This window comes from Streptomyces sp. NPDC001933, assembly GCF_042890955.1.
GTDB lineage: Bacteria > Actinomycetota > Actinomycetes > Streptomycetales > Streptomycetaceae > Streptomyces.
This window is the reverse complement of the sequence record NZ_JBIASS010000009.1, coordinates 79,304-94,979: the sequence shown is the minus strand read 5'-3', so window position 1 is coordinate 94,979 and position 15,676 is coordinate 79,304. Positions and strand designations below refer to the sequence as shown.

General features: G+C 67.7%; 16 protein-coding genes and 6 pseudogenes. 14 read left to right on the top strand and 8 right to left on the bottom strand.

Annotated elements, in window-relative coordinates:
• Positions 1-58 precede the first annotated feature (58 nt).
• The 4 genes and pseudogenes from ACFYY7_RS22670 to ACFYY7_RS22655 form a co-directional block, all read left to right on the top strand.
• A complete protein-coding gene (locus tag ACFYY7_RS22670; protein WP_388663886.1) occupies positions 59-613 on the top strand; it encodes a CGNR zinc finger domain-containing protein in 555 nt (184 codons plus the stop codon).
• A gap of 165 nt (positions 614-778) precedes the next feature.
• A pseudogene (locus ACFYY7_RS22665) lies at positions 779-913 on the top strand (IS481 family transposase); the annotation flags it as partial.
• A 248-nt stretch (positions 914-1,161) separates the two neighbouring features.
• Entirely contained in the window at positions 1,162-1,530 is a 369-nt protein-coding gene (locus tag ACFYY7_RS22660) for a hypothetical protein (protein ID WP_388663884.1), read from the top strand.
• Positions 1,531-1,609: 79 nt separating this feature from the next.
• Positions 1,610-1,774: pseudogene (locus ACFYY7_RS22655) on the top strand (IS6 family transposase); the annotation flags it as partial.
• Positions 1,775-1,823: 49 nt separating this feature from the next.
• On the opposite strand, the gene ACFYY7_RS22650 reads toward ACFYY7_RS22655, so the two are convergent.
• A complete protein-coding gene (locus tag ACFYY7_RS22650; RefSeq protein ID WP_388663883.1) occupies positions 1,824-2,192 on the bottom strand; it encodes a VOC family protein in 369 nt (122 codons plus the stop codon).
• A gap of 62 nt (positions 2,193-2,254) precedes the next feature.
• On the opposite strand from ACFYY7_RS22650, the gene ACFYY7_RS22645 reads away from it, so the two are divergent.
• On the top strand, positions 2,255-2,713 hold the full coding sequence (locus tag ACFYY7_RS22645) for a MarR family winged helix-turn-helix transcriptional regulator (RefSeq protein ID WP_388663881.1): 459 nt from the start codon (positions 2,255-2,257) through the stop codon (positions 2,711-2,713).
• A gap of 51 nt (positions 2,714-2,764) precedes the next feature.
• Positions 2,765-3,016 (top strand): hypothetical protein, encoded by a 252-nt coding sequence (locus ACFYY7_RS22640; protein ID WP_388663879.1) that lies wholly within the window; start codon positions 2,765-2,767, stop codon positions 3,014-3,016.
• A gap of 155 nt (positions 3,017-3,171) precedes the next feature.
• On the opposite strand, the pseudogene ACFYY7_RS22635 reads toward ACFYY7_RS22640, so the two are convergent.
• The 4 genes and pseudogenes from ACFYY7_RS22635 to ACFYY7_RS22620 all read right to left on the bottom strand — a co-directional run bounded on the left by ACFYY7_RS22635 (position 3,172) and on the right by ACFYY7_RS22620 (position 6,253).
• Positions 3,172-3,985: pseudogene (locus ACFYY7_RS22635) on the bottom strand (IS5 family transposase).
• Between the two features lie 43 nt (positions 3,986-4,028).
• Positions 4,029-4,283, bottom strand: a complete 255-nt coding sequence (locus ACFYY7_RS22630; RefSeq protein ID WP_388663877.1) for a DUF6332 family protein — start codon at positions 4,281-4,283, stop codon at positions 4,029-4,031.
• Positions 4,284-4,546: 263 nt separating this feature from the next.
• Positions 4,547-5,212 carry a nitroreductase gene (locus ACFYY7_RS22625; protein ID WP_388663875.1) on the bottom strand — a complete coding sequence of 222 codons (666 nt, stop codon included), beginning with the start codon at positions 5,210-5,212 and terminating at the stop codon, positions 4,547-4,549.
• Between the two features lie 312 nt (positions 5,213-5,524).
• A complete protein-coding gene (locus tag ACFYY7_RS22620) occupies positions 5,525-6,253 on the bottom strand; it encodes an SDR family oxidoreductase (RefSeq protein WP_388663874.1) in 729 nt (242 codons plus the stop codon).
• Between the two features lie 361 nt (positions 6,254-6,614).
• Here ACFYY7_RS22620 and ACFYY7_RS22615 point away from each other — a divergent pair, with 361 nt between their 5' ends.
• Together ACFYY7_RS22615 and ACFYY7_RS22610 are read left to right on the top strand one after the other, a co-directional pair.
• Positions 6,615-6,908, top strand: a complete 294-nt coding sequence (locus ACFYY7_RS22615) for a hypothetical protein (protein WP_388663872.1) — start codon at positions 6,615-6,617, stop codon at positions 6,906-6,908.
• A 73-nt stretch (positions 6,909-6,981) separates the two neighbouring features.
• Positions 6,982-7,380: a hypothetical protein gene (locus ACFYY7_RS22610; RefSeq protein ID WP_388663871.1), complete on the top strand. Its 399-nt coding sequence runs from the start codon at positions 6,982-6,984 to the stop codon at positions 7,378-7,380.
• Positions 7,381-7,491: 111 nt separating this feature from the next.
• Here the strand turns inward: ACFYY7_RS22610 and ACFYY7_RS22605 are convergent, their stop codons facing one another.
• Positions 7,492-8,208: a TetR/AcrR family transcriptional regulator C-terminal domain-containing protein gene (locus tag ACFYY7_RS22605; protein WP_388663869.1), complete on the bottom strand. Its 717-nt coding sequence runs from the start codon at positions 8,206-8,208 to the stop codon at positions 7,492-7,494.
• 99 nt (positions 8,209-8,307) lie between these two features.
• Here ACFYY7_RS22605 and ACFYY7_RS22600 point away from each other — a divergent pair, with 99 nt between their 5' ends.
• The 4 genes and pseudogenes from ACFYY7_RS22600 (at position 8,308) to ACFYY7_RS22585 (ending at position 13,130) form a co-directional block, all read left to right on the top strand.
• Positions 8,308-9,993 (top strand): CocE/NonD family hydrolase, encoded by a 1,686-nt coding sequence (locus ACFYY7_RS22600; protein WP_388663867.1) that lies wholly within the window; start codon positions 8,308-8,310, stop codon positions 9,991-9,993.
• 323 nt (positions 9,994-10,316) lie between these two features.
• Positions 10,317-10,514, top strand: a pseudogene (locus tag ACFYY7_RS22595) (MFS transporter); the annotation flags it as partial.
• A 334-nt stretch (positions 10,515-10,848) separates the two neighbouring features.
• On the top strand, positions 10,849-11,457 hold the full coding sequence (locus ACFYY7_RS22590) for an ATP-binding cassette domain-containing protein (RefSeq protein ID WP_388663865.1): 609 nt from the start codon (positions 10,849-10,851) through the stop codon (positions 11,455-11,457).
• On the top strand, positions 11,454-13,130 hold the full coding sequence (locus ACFYY7_RS22585; RefSeq protein WP_388663863.1) for a hypothetical protein: 1,677 nt from the start codon (positions 11,454-11,456) through the stop codon (positions 13,128-13,130). Before ACFYY7_RS22590 ends, ACFYY7_RS22585 begins: the two co-directional genes overlap by 4 nt.
• Positions 13,131-13,296: 166 nt before the next feature.
• Here ACFYY7_RS22585 and ACFYY7_RS22580 read toward each other — a convergent pair.
• Positions 13,297-13,506 (bottom strand): annotated as a pseudogene (locus ACFYY7_RS22580) (Tn3 family transposase); the annotation flags it as partial.
• Positions 13,507-13,653: 147 nt separating this feature from the next.
• On the opposite strand from ACFYY7_RS22580, the pseudogene ACFYY7_RS22575 reads away from it, so the two are divergent.
• Together ACFYY7_RS22575 and ACFYY7_RS22570 are read left to right on the top strand one after the other, a co-directional pair.
• Positions 13,654-13,850 (top strand): annotated as a pseudogene (locus ACFYY7_RS22575) (IS3 family transposase); the annotation flags it as partial.
• Positions 13,851-14,221: 371 nt separating this feature from the next.
• Positions 14,222-15,181, top strand: coding sequence for a DUF5996 family protein (locus ACFYY7_RS22570; protein ID WP_388664214.1), 960 nt, complete (start codon positions 14,222-14,224; stop codon positions 15,179-15,181).
• Positions 15,182-15,237: 56 nt separating this feature from the next.
• Here ACFYY7_RS22570 and ACFYY7_RS22565 read toward each other — a convergent pair whose 3' ends face one another.
• The gene (locus tag ACFYY7_RS22565; RefSeq protein WP_388664233.1) at positions 15,238-15,471 is read right to left on the bottom strand and encodes a hypothetical protein; all 234 of its coding nucleotides are present in this window, start codon (positions 15,469-15,471) and stop codon (positions 15,238-15,240) included.
• Positions 15,472-15,676 lie beyond the last annotated feature (205 nt).

The following is a 15,676-nucleotide window of genomic DNA, read 5'->3' as shown; positions in this document are numbered from 1 at the left end:
TCGCAACGAACCGTCTGAAGCGGTTTGGCGCGTGTTGTTGCTCACTGCGGAGGTTGGAATGACCGAGGACGTACGTCGTGTGTTCCGGATGGACAACGAGGTCCTGGCGTTCCGGTTCACCGCCACCATCAGCGATCGCGCCAGCCGGACGCCGAGGGAGCGGCTGACCGATACCGCACGGCTGAAGATGTGGCTGGGGGCGACGGGGCTCGGCGTTCCAGATGTGTCGCCGGCCGATCTGGAGGGCGCCGTCGAACTGCGCGAGGCGATCTACCGAATCGGGTCGGCGATTGCCGCGGGTGAACAGCCGGAACCCAAAGATGTCCGCACCCTCAACACGATCGCTGCCGCTGGGCACGCGAAGGCTGCGCTGGAACACGAACGCGCAGGATGGCACCTGACGGAGACGGCCCCTGTCAGTGACGCCCTCGGGGTCCTGGCCACGGATGCCATCCGCATCCTCGGGGGCCCCGACCGTGGCCGCATCAAGAACTGTGAAGGCCCCGGATGCGCGGGGCTGTTTCTCGACACCAGCCGCGGAGCCAACCGCCGGTGGTGCTCCATGAACACCTGCGGCAACAAGGTCAAGAAGTCACGAATCACTGCGAGCTGACCCGGCGGAGTCGAGATCGGGCCCGTCAACAACGTCATGACCCGCAACATCTAGGTGTGTTGTCCCGGAACGTTGGTGACACGCGTGTTGGGTGCTTGAACGGGTGAGGGCCTTCTGGGTTCGGTGTGGATTGCGACATCTACCGCCGACCGCCAGGAAGCCCGCGTGTCCCACCGTAATGCCCCGCTGACTCCGACGGGCCGGCTACGTCTGGCCCGGTGCGTCGTGGAAGTCGGCTGGCCGTTGCGGCGGGCCGCAGAATGTTCCCGGGTCGGCCACACCACCACGGCCCGGTGGGCCTACACCAAGAACACCTGGCGCCAGACCTGCCACGACCTGGGCATCAGTCCACGCTGGAGGCCATGGGCAGCCTGCTGATCACTGGCAGCCAGGTGTCGCGCAGCTCCATCGCAGGGCGACAGCGCCCGCCATGCCGTGCGAGCCCTGGAAGCCGGCGAGGTCAAGCAGGTCGTTCCGGACCTGACGAGCATGCCCTCCGGTTGGGAGAGATCCAGGTCCCTCGCGGCCGGCAAGGACGGGGGGAACGGGTGCTTGCGGCCCAGGCGCGCTTCACCACGAACAACTGGAACGGCGGCGGCGCGAGGACGGTCCGGGCCGAATTCACGGTGCGGTCCTGCCCCAGCGCGGCGCTGACCGCGAAGGTTTACGAGGAAACCCGGCCGGGCGTCAACGAGGCGAGGGAGATCTCCTTCCCGGCGCTCGGCGACCAGCGCGCCGCGATCACCCAACACAACCTCGACCTCGATGAGACGACAGCCCTCGCCGTGCTCTGCGTCGGCACTGTCCTCGTCGAGCCGGAATACGAGCCGGTGCCCGACGACTCGGGCTGGTCCAGGGAGTTCGAGCAGTGGGTCTCGACGATCGCCGCCCGTGCCCAGCAGGTCCAGAACGCCTGACCCGCGGCCTCGTCCATCCGAGAGTCGGTTAGGTCCTGGAAGCCTTTGATCGGCGCCGCCACGTTGGCTGGCCCGTGGGATGATCTTCGGGCTGATCACGTTGGGGGAGCCGTCCGTGGTGGGTGCACCGCCGTCGTACAAGGGGCACCGGCACCCGGTCGAGGTCATCTCGCACTGCGTGTGGCTGCACTTCCGGTTCCCGCTCAGTTTCCGTGAGGTGGAGGAGCTGATGCTCCAGCGCGGCGCAACCGCGGTCCTTGGGGATCGGTGATCGTGCGGTGGCGTTGAGCCGATCAGGCGCGGTCGTGGAGAGTGACTCGGTAGCCGTCGGGGTCGGCGAAGGTGAATGTCCGGCCGAAGGGGCCGTCGATCGGTGCGGAGACGATGGTGTGACCGTCGGCGACGAGAGCATCGTGGATGGTCTGGACGTCGGTGGCGTGGAGCCAGATCGCGGCACCGATGCCGGGCTGGGCAACGGATGCGAGATCGGTGCCGGGAACGACGTCGCGGAGTGCGAACGCGATCGGCTTCGTCTCGAAGACGACGGCGTGCGGAGGTCCGGCCTGCGAGCGGACGAGGCCGAGGTACTGCTCGTAAAACGCCTGCGAAGCGTCGAGGTCGCGCGCTTGGAGCGAGATGAAGTCGGGGCCGGTGGCGGGCATGAAATGCTCCTTCTTTACATGTCAGTTTTCTGACACAGCTCAATCTATGTCAGAATACTGACATGAATCAAGACGGTGTCGGCGTCGACCTGGAGACGTCACTGGGCTACCTGCTGAAAGAGGCTTCGAGCGCCCTCCGCGCAGCCATGGAGGAAGTACTGCGGCCGCTCGGGATGAGCGTGACGCACTACTCCTGCCTCGAGCTGCTGGCTCAACGACCGGGCTTGTCGAACTCCGAGCTCGCGCGGGGCGCGTTCGTGACACGGCAGTCGATGAACGTGCTGCTCCAGGCCCTGGAACGAGATGGCTACGTGACCAGGCCTGCGGAGGCACCCGTCGGGAAGGTTCTTCCCACGCGGCTCACGCCTCGCGGCCGACGGAGCCTCGAGAAGGCGACCGTAGCGGTCCGGTCCGTCGAGGTCAGAATGCTGGCCGGCATGACCGAGACCGAGCAGTCAGGGGCGTTCCGGATCCTGCAGAGCATGATCCATTCCCTGCGCGATGGCAACGACGGTGGATAGCTCGTTCCCCGGCGTACGTCTCGTCGCGCCCCCGAGCACCTGCTGGCGCATGTGGACCGCATTGACGCCGCAGCCGCGTGGGCGGAGGAACACCGCTCCGGGTGGTTCGACCGTCGTCCCCTGTCGCTCCACGCCTTCGACTGTAACGGCGAGTTGCCGACCTACACCCGGAACGGTGTCCCGGGATCCCCATTGCGGCTGTCCGACGCACCGGCAGTCATCGCGGACGTTGCAATCTTTGTCGAACTGAACAAGGCGGTGGGAGACGCCTGGACGATCTATCTCGACGAGGGATGGGTTTAGAAGCCGCGATGCTCGCGTCGAGCAGTACCATGTCGACGCCTGCCAGTTCTGCGCCACGCAGACCGGCCGGGAACACGGCACGGAGGTGTTCCTCCCAGAGGCGGGGCGCGGTTTGCAACTGCTCTGTTCTGCTCACCCGAGCCATAGTGCTGCATTCAGTGACGGGTTGAGCACGTGTTCAGGCGGCGATAGCAGATGAGGGTGCAGGCAATGCTCGTGAAGGCGAGGAAGTGCTCGGCCTTGCGTTCGTAGCGGTGGTGGAGTCGGCGGCAGCCTGCGAGCCAGGCCATGGTCCTCTCGATGGTCCAGCGGTGCCGTCCGAGCCGCTGCGAAGCCTCGACGCCCTTGCGGGCGATGCGGTGCCGGATTCCGCGCCGCGAAAGCCATTGCCGCAGGTGGCGGTAGTCGTAGCCCTTGTCGGCGTGGAGCTTGCCGGGTCGGCGCCCCGAGGGCCACGGCGGGAGCAGATCGGAGGTATGCCCTTCACAAGTGGGATCAGGGCCTGGCTGTCATGCACGTTGGCGCCGGAGATCGCGACAGGCAGGGGCAGACAAGTCTGATCGGTGATCAGATGGATCTCCGACCCGTACTTGCCCCGGTCGACAGGGTTCGGACCCGTCAGGTCCCCCGTTTCAGAGCCTGCATGTTCACCGAGCCGATCGCGCACCTCGACCAGTCCAGCTCACCGAGGGAGCCGAGTTCGTCGAGGACCAGACGATGCAACTTCGCCCATACCCTGACCTTCGACCACTCAGTGAACCGGCGGTGCGCCGTAGCCCCGGACGGCCCGAACGGCGCGGCGGGCAGCAGCTGCCACGTGCACCCAGAGGTTGCCACGAACACGATCGCCGCCAGCACCCCACGGTCGCCATGCCGACGCCGACCGCCACCCTGAGGCCGCGAGGGTGCCTCCGGCACCACACGCTGGAACAACTCCCACAACTCATCCGGCACCAGCCGCTGAACAATCCCCACGCCGGCAGGCTACCGACCCCAAGGAAGAGGCCCGAAGTCAGTGACCTCTGCGGCGCCGTGCGTCGAACCGACGCAGCACCCGCACCAGACGCCACACTCCGGCCGCCGCTCCGAGCAGCGCACCCCCCACCAACGTGCCCTTCCCCGCTGGACCGGAGACGCCAAAAGCCAGCGCGAGAGCCAGAGCGACGGCAAAGACCGCCGCAGCCAGCACGACGGCAGTCACCAGAGCAAAAACGATCTCCACCGTCATTGCGTCCTTTTCCCACCGCGACTCACGCCCCATATCCATGCTGCAAGTCTCACATCACGGTCAAGCCATTGAGCCTGGACCGAACAGCACCTGGCTCTCACTCGCCGAGGCGCACTCACCAATTGAGATGACGTCTTATGACGACTCGTGCTCTGCCATCCGCTCACGCATCGCTCACGCAGAAGGGCCTGCTGACCAGTTGGAAGCTCAGGGGTGTGAGTTCGCGATCGAGTCAGGAAGCTGGTGTCGTCGCCGATCAGGATCGCGTCCCGGCCGACCGTGATCTTCACGCAGTCGCCAATCTACCCCTCGACGAATGTGACGGTCTCGTCGAGCGGCGCCCGGCCCGTACGGGTGCAACCCACCGTGGCGTCCTCGAACCCGATCGACATGCCGCAGAAGAGGATGAGTTCGTCCGGTGGTGACAGGATCTCCGCGACGGTCTTGCGATACACCGACCACGCCATCTGCGGGCAACTGTGCAGCCCCTCGGCGCGCAGCAGCAGCATGACGGTCTGCAGATACATGCCGACGTCGGACCATTGAGGCCGGCCCATATCGCGGTCGATGTAGCAGAACAGGGCGGCGGGCGCGCCGAAGCAGTCCCAGTTCGCGGCAGCAGCCCTCTGGCGCGCCTCCCAGTCCTCGCGCTCAACACCAAGTGCGCTGTAGCGCTCATGGCCGAAGGCAGATCGGCGCTCATGGTACGGAGACTTCAGTGCGGGCGGGTACATCTCGTACTCCCGCTCGTCCCAGGGGTCGGCTGCCGCCACGCGCTCACCGGCGCGCCTCTTGAGCTCGGCCAGCGGCCTACCGATCACCACGTAGGCGCACCACGGCTGGACGTTCGATCCGGACGGTGCCCAAGCCGCGGCGGACAGGACCCGCTCCAGCACCTGCCTCGTAACGGGCTGGGCGCTGAACCCGCGCACCGCCCGTCGGCTCGTGACCGCCTCATAGACATCCAAGATCGTCTGCCTCCCTCATCTGTTCCGCCTGTCCACTCAGTGACAATCCGGGACGGCTGGGCCCACCCCATCGGCGCATCACAGCACCATGCCGGCGGTCGACCGTTGCGACCTCCACTGGCCCGTCCCACCCCGAGAGCCGTGGCGCGTCCATCCCGGCGGGGCCGAATGGCTGCATGCGAGTCCCCCGCCCTCCGCCTGACCTGGGATCGGGGGACCGCAGCAGGATCCCCATCCGGCTCAAGGCGCGACACCCGGCGCGCGCAACGGAAGGACTGCCGGCTGGGACAGGACACGCGGGAGGCGGGGATGTCAGGAGAGCCAGTCGGTGTAGCGGGTGGGGGCGAGGTGCGCGTTCTTGTCGGTGAGGACGTCGCCCTTGACGGCGGCGAACATGCCGGCGGTGGGGTCGGTGACGACGGTGCGGTTGTCGCCCTTGTGGGAGAGGGTGATCCGGCCCAGCTTGTCCAGGCTGAAGATCTCGGGGCCTGCGATGTTGCGGATGCCGTTCAGCGGGGCGCCCGCGGCGACCTCCGCCACCGCGCTGGCCACGTCCTTGGACGCGATCGGCTGGATCGGAGTGGCGGGCAGCCGGACGGTGTCGCCGTCGGTGGTCCAGGACAGAACGGCGTCCATGAACTCCATGAATTGCGTGGCCCGGACGATCGAGTAGGGGATCGGCCCGGCCGCGAGGATCTTCTCCTGGAGCGTCTTGGCCTGGTAGTAGTCCAGCTCCGGGACCTGGTCGGTGCCGACGATCGAGAGGATGACGAAGTGGCCGACGCCGCCCTTCTGGGCCGCGGCCAGAAGGTTGTCCATCGAGGTCCGGAAGAAGGCCGGGGACGCTTCGTCGAAGGTCGGGGAGTTCGTCAGGTTGACGACGACGCCAGCTCCCGCCACCGCCTCGTCCAGTCCCTGGCCGCTGATGACGTCGACTCCGGTGGACTTCGAGTGCGGTACCGCCTCGTGTCCGGCGGCGTTCAGATCCTTGACGACCTGCGCCCCGATCAGCCCGGTACCGCCGATGACTGCGATCTTCATGACTTACCTTTCGTCAGGATTACGTGCGTAATATGGCATATGAACCGCTATGTGGGTGCGGCATGAAACGGCTCGTTGACGGACCGAGGAGGGGGTGGTGTCAGAGACTGCCGACGAACGTGCCCACTTCGTGTCCTGTGTCCGTTTCACCGGCCGCTCGTCTTCCTGGGCCGGTGTGATCGTGGGAGTGTTCTCCAGGATCCACTGCTGTACAGGCAGAAGCTGTTCCCATCCGGACCGCTGCGCGTTCACCCAGCGTCCGAGGTCCTCGCCCTGAACGACGACGTCGCCGTCGGCCGTGGGGAATCGCACCGCGCCGGTCGCAGTGACTGGGGAGCCCCCAGAACGGCAGCTACCGCCGATGTTCGCTTCCCGTCAGGCGTACGCGTCCCGAAAGAAACGCGCCTACCTGCGCCGACGCGGTATCCGCTGCACGATCCCGGAACCTGCCGATCAGGCCGGCCACCGCAGGCGCCGGGGAAGGTCTGGCGGGCGGCCTCCGGTCTTCGACCGTGAGGACTGCAAGGCCCGGCACGCGGTCGAGTGCGGCATCAACCGGTTGAAGCGGAACCGGGCGGTGGCAACCCGGTTCGACAAGCTCGCGGTCCGTTTCGAAGCAACCGTCCTCATCGCCGCTGTCAACGAATGGCTGTGACCTGCCGGAAGTGTCGGCCCCGCGTGTCATTCTGGCCGCGATCAGGTCAGCGGGTTGAGGGGAGGCAGGGCCAATGGGGGCTGCGTACTACCGGGCCGAGAGCGAGAGCGGCGACCGCGTCGACGACCCGTCCGAGGACGCGCTGTTCATGCTGATCGACGACCTCGACGACCTCGACGACCTCGACGACCTCGACGACCTCGACGACTTGGACAACACCTTCGTCGTCATCCAGCCCGACGAGGACGATCCGTCCTGGTTCACCTCTGTCGCGGTCCTGGACGAAGGCGGCTACGAAGTCGTCCGCCGCGACACCAACCGCCGCGAGCACGACGTCGTCACCGAGAGCAGCATCGATCGGATCGCCCGCGACCTCACGGTCTGGATGGCCGCCCGCGACATTCCCGGACGGCCCACCCATCACATCAGCACCTTCTTGAACACGGCCTGGCCGCAACACCCTCGAGCGTGATGCCGGCCCGGAGTGCGACCTCGGCCCGCCTGCACTCGCGCCGAGAGCACAGGGCCGACGGCTTGTTTCTGGGAGATGCCGTGGACAGGGCGTATCCGCAGGTGGATGGCATCAGCCGGCGTCGAGACCGTCGATCAGGCGGCCCAGGAACCGGGCGAAGGTGGCTTCGGCGGTGAGCGGGCGTCCGGCGGCGGAAAGGGCTTCGGCGAGTTCCGGGTGACGGCCGTCGGCGGCGACAGCGGCGAGGTAGCGGGCTTCGGCTGCGACCCGGCCCGGGGATTGTGACGCTGCGGCCTGCGTGATCTCGTGAGCGACGTGTCCGGCCACGAATGCGGTGAGTTGGGCGAAGACCTCCAGCTTTGCTGCACCGTCCAGCCCGGTGGGCCGCAAGGCGGCGAGAGCATGTTCCAGAAAGGCCAGAGTGTTGGGGCCCGGTACCCGACGGGTGGACAAGGCGGCGGGCAGCCAGGGGTGCCGCAGCATGTGGGCGCGCTGCAGGTGGGCGATGGTCTTCAGGTCTGTACGCCAGTCACCACTGGGTGGGTCCGTGACCGTGAGTTCGCCGCTGACGTGGTCGACCATCAGTTCCAGCAGTGTCTCCTTGTCGGGGGCATAGCTGTAGAGCGACATGACGCCGGCTCCGACCTGGGCGGCCACCCGCCGCATGGTGACCGAGTCGAGGCCTTCGGTGTCCGCCAAGGTGACGGCTGCCGCAGTGACCGCTTCCCGGCTGAAGGAGGGCTTGCGGCCCCTGCGCGGTTCGGTGGTGCGCAGCCAGAGCTGTTCGGGGTCGGCGCCCGCGGCGCCCGACCTTCCGTCACTGGGCACGGTCTCGCGCTCCTTCCCCTGTTTCCAAGACGGCTCTTGCGAAGGTCATCCAAGCATCCTCTATTCTCGTACATCGTACGAGAATAGAGGAGGGGAACGATGCCATCACGAACGCCCGACGCCGTAGCCGGACCGGCATGGGTGCCACCTGCCGGAAAGCCACCGCTGTCCTCACGGATGATGAGAGCGACCTGGCGAGGCCTGCCGGCGAAACGGCACGAGGCCGGGTGGGAACCGGGGCTGGTGGTGCCGGCCGCCGACGGAAGCCCGTTGATCACGGACCACTACTTCCCACGTACGGAGGGCGACTTCCCGACTCTCCTGGTCCGCTCCCCTTATGGCCGCGGCCTGCCATGGTCTCCCCAGTACGGCCTGCTCTTCGCCGAACAGGGCTTTCACGTGGTTCTGCAGAGCTGCCGCGGCACCGGCGGTTCGGGAGGTGCGTTCGACCTGTGGCGCAACGAGGTCGCCGACGGCCGGGCCGCAATTTCCTGGCTGCGCGAGCAACCCTGGTTCGACGGAACACTGGGAACGGTGGGCCCCAGCTATCTTGGCTACGTGCAATGGGCCCTCGCCCTGGACCCGCCGCCGGAACTCAAGGCAATGGTGGTGCAGGTAGGGCTGCACGATCCCTTCGCCCTGTTCTACGCGGATGGTGCGCTGCGCCTGGAGAACGCCCTCGCCGTCGGCGCGGGTATGACCTACCAGCACCAGGGCATGTCACCCTTCCTGAGGGCGACGCTTCGCCTGCAACGCGGCCTGCGCGCCGTCACCACCGCCCAGCCCCTGCGCGGTGCGTACAAGTCCGTCCTCGGGGACGAACTGCCCTGGCTGGACGACGTGATGACACACCCGGACGCCGAGGGCGCCTACTGGGCCGGCGCGTCGTTGGCGGATTCGGCAGAGCGGCTCCGCGTGCCCACTGCTCTGATCACCGGATGGCACGACGCACTGGCCGACCAGACCTTCGAGCAGTACGACCGGCTGCGTCAGGCCGGATGCGAGACCGCTCTGCTCGTCGGCCCCTGGACCCATACCTCGGCCCTGCAGCGGGGATGGCCAGAGGTGTTCGCCGAAAGCCTCGCCTGGCTGCGTGCCCACCTGTGCGCCGACCCATCCGGCCTGCGCCCCACCGGGGTGCGCGTGCACATCGGCGGCGAGAACACCTGGCGGGACCTCGACAACTGGCCTCCAGCCCTTGCTGCCACCTCGTGGTATCCCGCCCCGGGCGGGCACCTCACCGAGCAGACCCCCACGGACTCCGCACCACTGACGACGTTCCGCTACGACCCGGCCGACCCCACCCCGTCCATCGGCGGCCCGCTGCTCTCCCGCACCGCCGGCCCTCGCGACAACAGCAGCCTGGAGGCCCGAGACGATGTCCTGACGTTCACCGGCCCACCGCTGACCGAGCCCATGGACATCCTGGGCCAGGTCTCCGCACGGCTGAGCATCTCCACGGACACCGGGTACGCCGATGTCTTCACCCGCTTGTGCGACGTGGACGCACAAGGCCGCTCAGTCAACGTCTGTGACGGGCTGGGCCGACTTCGAACGACTGGACATACGCCCTCGCAGGTCAGCGTGCCGATGAGCTCCACCGCCCATCGCTTTGCCGCGGGTCACCGCATACGCTGGCAGATCAGCGGAGGCGCCCATCCGCGCTACGCCCGAAATACCGGCACCGGGGAATCGCCGGTGGACGCCACCACCTTCACGCCAGTGCACATCACGGTCCACACGGACTCGGCGCTGATGCTCCCTTTCAGCTCTGGGCTCGCGTAATTCCTCTGCTCTCCGGGAAACGGACTGATGCTCTCCGGGAAACGGACTGACGAGCCGGGCCGTCCGGCCCGGCTCGCTCCTCGGCGACCAACTGCTCGCGCGCCCCGGCGGCATGGGACATCACCTCGACCAGGTCCCTCCAGCGGCCGGCTTAGTCCACGACTCTCGGTTCTGGCTCAACATGGCGAACGGTTCGCACAAGGCCATCCGCGATGTGTGCGTGGGCGAGGTGGTACACGCCACGGACCCGGAAACCGGGCAGCGGACACGCCGATCGCCGAAGCAGGCGCGGGCGCACCGGCCGAGGCCGGTGGCTGCTGCCCGTGACCGAACTCGACGCCCACAGGGCCGCGACCGGAACAGGGGACCGGTCGCGGCCCCGCGCCGTACATCCGGCCCTGTGCGTCACACAGATCACCAGCTGGGGAATCGTCTACTACGCCTTCCCGGTCCTGAACCCGGCCATCACCACCGACACCGGCTGGCCCGCCGGCGCAACGACAGCCGCGTTCTCCGCAGCTCACTGATCTTCAAGATTCGTGCGAGCAGAACGGACATGATGAGCGTCGTGAGGCCTCCTGCAACGAGGCCCAGAACCGGTGTTCATATGATCGACGTGACGCTGGTGGGGCGTGAGCGGGCCACCAGCTCAGCATTCTTCCGCGAGAGCAGTGAAAGTCTGCGTGGGTCAAAAGGCGGGAGCCAGGGTCGCCTGAATCCGAAATTCACTGAACCAAGCAACTATCGGCTGAGCCATCGAGGGACAACCGCACAATGAAACAACTTACAGCTGAGGCCCAGAGTGCGCCTCTGCTAGAACTGAACGATGTTGCGCGGACGTACGGCGACCGCGTCGTGCTCGACGGCGTGAGTCTTCGCCTGCACCGGGGGGAATGCATCTCGCTGGTCGGGGAGAACGGGTCCGGTAAGAGCACGCTGCTGCGCATCGCCGCAGGACGCGACACTCCCACTGAGGGGTCCGTGTTATTCGACGGGCAGCCCATCGACGAGGACTCTTCCGAGGTTCGCAGGCGCGTGGCGTCCGCCATGGATATAGGTGCCTTCTATCCAGACCTGACCGTACGCGAGCACCTGCAGCTGGTTGCGCTCTCTCACGGCATGGGGGACGCTGCTGAGGCCGCGGTGGAGCGGGTGCTCACGGCACACCGTCTCGAAGCCCAAGCGAGCCAGGTGCCGTCCGCGCTTTCCTCCGGGCAGACCCAGGCACTGCTTCTGGCAGCCGCCTTCGTCAGGCCGCACGACCTGCTCATCCTGGACGAGCCGGAACAGCGTCTCGACTCCAGTGCCCGGCGGCAGTTGGCGGAGTTGATCGCCGCCCACCGCGACAGTGGAACGGCGGTCCTGATGGCCACCCATCACCAGGTACTGAACGACGCGGCCGACCACATCGTGGAGCTCGGATCCGGAACCATGGCCGAGGTGGACCGCGAGTCGGGCCGATGAGCCGGCCGAGCAGGGCGGCGCCACCGCGACCCAACACCGCCCCCGCCGCGATGGCCGAGGACTCGGCGCTCGAGGCGCTGCGGTTCCTGCACAAGGCCCGCTCATCCTCGCGTGAGGAGCAGCGCCGCAGCTTCTGGTTCGTTCTCTACACGATCGTCCTGGTCGGTGGCTTCTGGGGTGTGCCGGCCCTGATCGTCTGGTCACGAACGGTGCAGGCGGACGGTTCCGCGGCCCGGATGTCGGATCTCGCCTCCGAGGTGTCACTGTTCCTTGTGCCCACGGTCCTGCTTCTCGTGCTGCTTCTCTCGGCCCGTGGGGCGATGTGGCGGGGACCGGTGGTCCTGGACGGGCCCACCGTCCATCTGCTGCTGCCCTCAAGGGTCAGCCGCCGCGCCCTGCTGCTGCCCGGACTGCGGGCCTCCGCCGTCTTGTGGTCCGTTGTCGGCGCGGCCGTCGGCGCCCTCGCCGGCTTCTTGCTGCAGGACATCTCGGCCCGCCCGTGGACCCTGCTGGCTGCCGCGGGAGCGGTATCAGGCGTCTGTGTCGCTCTCGTGTCGTGCGCAGTAGGCGCACTGGTGGAACGGCATGCAGTAGTCCTGGCACGACGAGCCGGCGCCCTCTTCGCAGCCGGCTGGGCCGTGGCTGTGGCTGCGGCCGTCGCCACCGTCCTCTCCTGGCGCGGGTGGGAGATCCACTGGCTCGCGCAGGTGCTGCTGTGGTCCGGCCCGTGGGGATGGTCCGCTCAGCCACTGCTGTGGGCGTTGGGAGTTGTGGGTCCGCAAGCGGCCGTCGGATCGGTTCTGTCCTTGTGTGCCGCGGTACTCGGTCTGCTGCTGAGTGTGCGGGAGCTTCCCAGGATTCCGCAGTCCGCACTGCGACTCCGGGCGACCGTTGCCGCGCGGGTGGGAGCCTCGGTACTCATGCTCGACCTGCGGCAGGCCAGGTCGGGAGTGCCTGCCCTTCGGGCGCGGCGTTCCGTACCGCTGATGCGGCTTCCCATCCCCCGGCACGCGAGTCTGCTGGTCCCGTGGCGCGATCTCAGCTGCCTGCTGCGCCATCCCCGCAGGCTCGGCTGGGCGCTTGTGTGGCTTGTGCTCGCGCTCGGCGGAGTGTCCAGCGCTTCCTCCCTCGTGGCGGCGCCGCGGCTGCTGGCCGTTCTCGGTTCCCTTGTGGCGCTCTACTTGGCCGCCGCTCAGCTGACTGAGCCGGCGCGACTGGAGAGCGACGATGTCCGCCGCTCGACCAACCTGGGGTGGAGCTTTCGCACGCTGGCACTTCTGCACGCCGTCGTTCCGCTGGCAGTGCTGCTGGTTGGCGTAGCTGCGGGAGCGGCCGTGTGCGTCTTGGCCGGAGCTCCGGTCGGCTCGATGGCGTCTCTGACCGCGTGCGTGCCCGCGCTCGTCACGGCCGCGTTGGTGAGCTCGTACCGCGGGGTCATGCCGATGAACCTGCTCATAGGGGTGGACACGCCGATGGGCAACACCGGCCCGTGGCAGGCTGCCTTCTGGTACGGACGCGGTCCGCTCGTGGCGATCTGCTTGCTGCTACCGGTCTGTCTCGCGGTGGCAGGTGGGCAGTCCTGGAGCTTCCCACAGCTGCTGTGGCAGGTCTTGGTTGCCGCTGCCGGCGCGTGGTGGGCGCGGCGTACGGCGCATCGGCTGAAGACGAAGTAGCGCCACATGAACGCCACTTCGTCCCCACGGTGCTGGGATCAACTGTGGTACCGGCACCGGCACAGAGTTTCAGCGCGCCGGCGATGAGCAGGACGTGGCAGGCTCGGGGAATGGGATCCGGGCCTCGGGTCATACACGAAGCAGGTGCATCAGGCCGGGAACGTCGTCACTGGTCGGTGGCGTCTGGATCGCGTAGGGGCCGCAGTCCGCCGGGCAGGTCGGGAAGCTGGAAGGAGTACCGGCCCAGCATGTTGATGTGGTGCCGTACGAAAGGCAAATCCGCCAGTTGCGGCGCGTACGCGAACCCGGAAAGCGTGAGCAGCCCGAACACGACGTCACTGTACGACGCGGTGTCGGTGACGATCACCGGTACGCGCGCCGAACACGCCGTCCACACTCAACGTGTGACCGTGAGCATTCAACGCACTCTGAGGATGATCCTGTGGAGTGGACACCCTGACAATGGATCTCGACGGTCCAGGGAGGGGCCTCGCCCGGGGGCCGCGACGGCAGCGTGAGCGTGGCCGAGGAACTGGCTCGGCTGCGGGTGGTGAACGCCCGGCTGTTCAAGGCCGAGCAGGAGTGGCAGCTGGAGCGCGAGATCCTGTGCCGGGCAGCCGCCCATTTCGCTCGGGAGGCGAAGTGAGCTCCCGCCGCTGGGACTTCATCTCCGAAAACCGCGCCGACTTCGACGTCAAGCGGATCTGCCGGGTGCTCGGGGCGTTATTGCCGGCTACTGCCGGCGTCTGGGACAGCTGGCCGGAGGGCGGTAACGCTGGCTGACGATGTTCTGGTCACCATCGGCCACGCATGACGTTCCAGGGCCGCCGTGTCATGGCCAGTGAGTTGCCCGCGGCCACCGTACTGTTCTCCTACTGGAAGGACGGTGCGAGCCTCGCCACGGCCCCGAGCGATGCCTTGGGACGTACGCACTCGTCCGTCAGACCGCCGCGATGGTCTGGTGAAGGTGGGGCAGCCCGATCCGGGAAACGCCGGGGAGGGTGGCAAGCGACCCCGGTAACGGGAAGGGACGCGCCAGGACTACCGGACGGTGCGGGTCCGTTCAGCAAGGCCAGGGAAGGGTGATGACCATGGATCTGTTCCCGCCGATCCCGCTCGCCGAGTGGCGGGACACCAAGGAGACGCTCCACCGCTTCGCGCAGATCGTCGGGAAGATCCGTCTCGCCGCCAGTGCCCGGCGCAACCACTGGTGGAATGTCCCGTTCCACCTTGCGGGGCGCGGTATCACGACGCGCCCGATGGGGCAGGTCGACGGCAATCCGATCTTCACGATGGACTTCGATTTCGTCGCGCATCGGCTGGTCATCTCGACGCTGGACGGCCGGGAGATCTCCCTTCCGCTCGTCGGTCAGTCCGTTGCTTCCTTCCACGACGCGGTCATGGAGTCGCTGGCAGCATTGGGCATCCGGGTGCGGCTGGATGTGCCCAGGCCCTTCGACCTGCCCGACTCCGCCCGGCCGTTCGCCGAGGACGCCGAACATGCGACATACGAGCCCGCGCAGGCCAACCGCTACTGGCGGGTCCTCAGCCAGGTGGCGTCGGTGCTGGAGGAATTCGCCGCAGGGTATTCGGGAAAGGTGAGCCCGGTGCACCACTTCTGGCACACCTTCGACATCGCGCACACCCGGTTCTCCGAACGTCACATCGAGCAGCCTCAGCAGGTGGACCCCGTCACCCGGGAGGCATACTCCCGGGAGGTGATCAGCTTCGGCTTCTGGTTCGGGGACGACACCTTCCCCGCGCCCGCGTTCTACTCCTACACCGCTCCGGAGCCGGAGCATCTGGCCGAGGAGCCGCTCGAGCCCGCGGCGGCGCACTGGGTCGCCCGGAACGACAGCCACCTGGCCGTACTGCCGTACGACGAAGTCCGTGCCGATGCCGACCCGCGTGGCGCCGTACTCGCCTTCTACGAGAGCGCGTACCGGGCCGGTGCCCGGCGCGCCGGATGGCCGATCGACCCGCTCGCATGCCCGGGCGGGGTGACGGACCCGAAACTGCGATCCCACAGTCCCCACCCGGCTTCCGACTGAGGCCCAGCAGCAACCGCGAACCCCACGTAGGCAGGGCCACCCGGCTACCGCCCCGGTCAGATATTGGTGCGCACCAGCTTGCCCTGCGCAGACCCTCGCGGGCGGATCTGGAGCGGGACTTCTTCCTGGACGACGCGGACCGGGAGGCGGTGCAGGCCAAGCGCAGGGGCGATGCCGTGACCCCGCGCCCAGGCCAGAACGAGGGTGTGCAACGCGCCGGGATCGCGTTCATGCCTGATCTGGACAGCCAGGTCCCGCATCCGGTGCAACTGCGCCGCGGTGCCGGTCATCGTGTCGCTCCCTGTCTCGACCGCTTCACCGCCGGATCCTGCGTCTCCGCCGCAGGCGCGCCCCCGCTCGCCGGCCTGCACAGTGGGGGCGCCGTTGCCATTGTCGGCGGGCGCGGGACGGGCCGGTACGGATACGGAGGCACTTGACGGGATAGCACGGGGTACACGGACCTGGAGGCATGGAGGGCGGCGAAGCCGCGGCGAG